The organism is Aerococcus sp. L_32, from assembly GCF_050689315.1.
Genome location: NZ_JBOEQF010000470.1, coordinates 1 through 1466 on the forward strand (window position 1 = coordinate 1; position 1466 = coordinate 1466).

The window sequence follows — 1466 nt, forward strand, 5'->3', positions numbered from 1 at the left end:
GCTAAAATATTCCTAGTCTTATTGCTTATCCTATTTCTTGGTGGGTCATTGGGGCTTGGTTTAGGATCAGGCTATTTCATTGGTTTGGTAGAAGATATGCCAATCCCAACTGAAGAGGAACTTGCTAATGCGGTGGAGAATGCCGGTGAGATTTCTACCATGACTTATAGTGATGATACAGAAATTTCTAGTATTCGTGCTGACTTGGTTCGTGAAAATACTGAACTGAAAAATGTTAGTCCGTATATCGTTAATGGTTTAGTGGCTACGGAAGATGAAAACTTCTTCGAACATGATGGTGTCGTACCGTCAGCCATTATCCGGGCAGGTGCTTCAACCTTCCTTGGTGTAGGTGGGACTTCCGGTGGTTCAACTATTACCCAACAGTTGATCAAACAAAAACTATTAACCAATGAAGTGTCTTTTGAACGTAAGGCGAAGGAAATTTTGCTAGCGATGCGGTTAGAAAACCACTATTCAAAAGAGCAGATTCTGCAAGGTTACTTGAATGAATCACCATACGGACGTAATCATAAAGGGGAGAATATTGCAGGGATTGAAACAGCAGCCCAAGGGATTTTCGGTGTATCAGCGAGTGAAGTCACTTTAGCACAAGCAGCCTTTTTAGTGGGTATTCCGCAAAATCCTTATACTTATACCCCCTTCTTGCAATCTGGTGAATTAAAAGATGCAGAATATTTAGAAGATGGGATTACCCGTTCGCATGAAGTCTTACAAAGAATGCGGTTAACCAACTATATTACTGAAGAAGAGTATCAAGATGCCATTAATTACGATATTACCCAAGACTTCCTAAGTACTGGAACCAGCGAAGAAGTACCAGATGAACGTAATTCATACATCTATCAAGCGGTTGAACTTGAAACTATTGATATCTTGATGGCACAAAAAGTAGCGGCTGATGGACTGACTATGGCTGATGTTAACGCGAATGATCAGTTATACAACCAATATTATGCTGAGGCTGAAAGTCAAATGCGTAACGGTGGTTTAACCATTAAAGCGACAGTCGATCCCGATATTTACGAAACAATGAACTCAACCGTTCAAGAATTTTCTGCTTCATTTGGTACCACCTATTATTCAGAATCAACAGATGAAAATGGTGACCCGATTGAAGTCGTAGAACCTGTTCAAAATGGAACAGTTTTATTAGATAACGACACTGGCCAAGTCCTTGGATTTGTAGGTGGGATTGACTTTGATACCACTCAAGTTGACCACGCTTTTAGTTCTCGTCGTTCACCTGGTTCATCATTTAAACCTATCTTGACTTATGGTCCGGCCTTGCAGGAGCAAATTGCTGGTGCAAATACGATGCTAGCGGATACTTATACTCGTATCGTTCAACCAGATGGGTCCATTTATGAGCCAACCAACTTTGGGACTACCATTTCAAATGACTTTGTAACCGCCCGCTATGCCCTGTCAACTTCTATGAATAA

Annotated in this window: 1 protein-coding gene; it reads left to right on the top strand. The window is 40.9% G+C overall.

The features are described from left to right. The coding region (locus ACRCJ0_RS13955) for a transglycosylase domain-containing protein (protein ID WP_431390830.1) at positions 1–1466 on the top strand (1466 nt) is incomplete at both ends.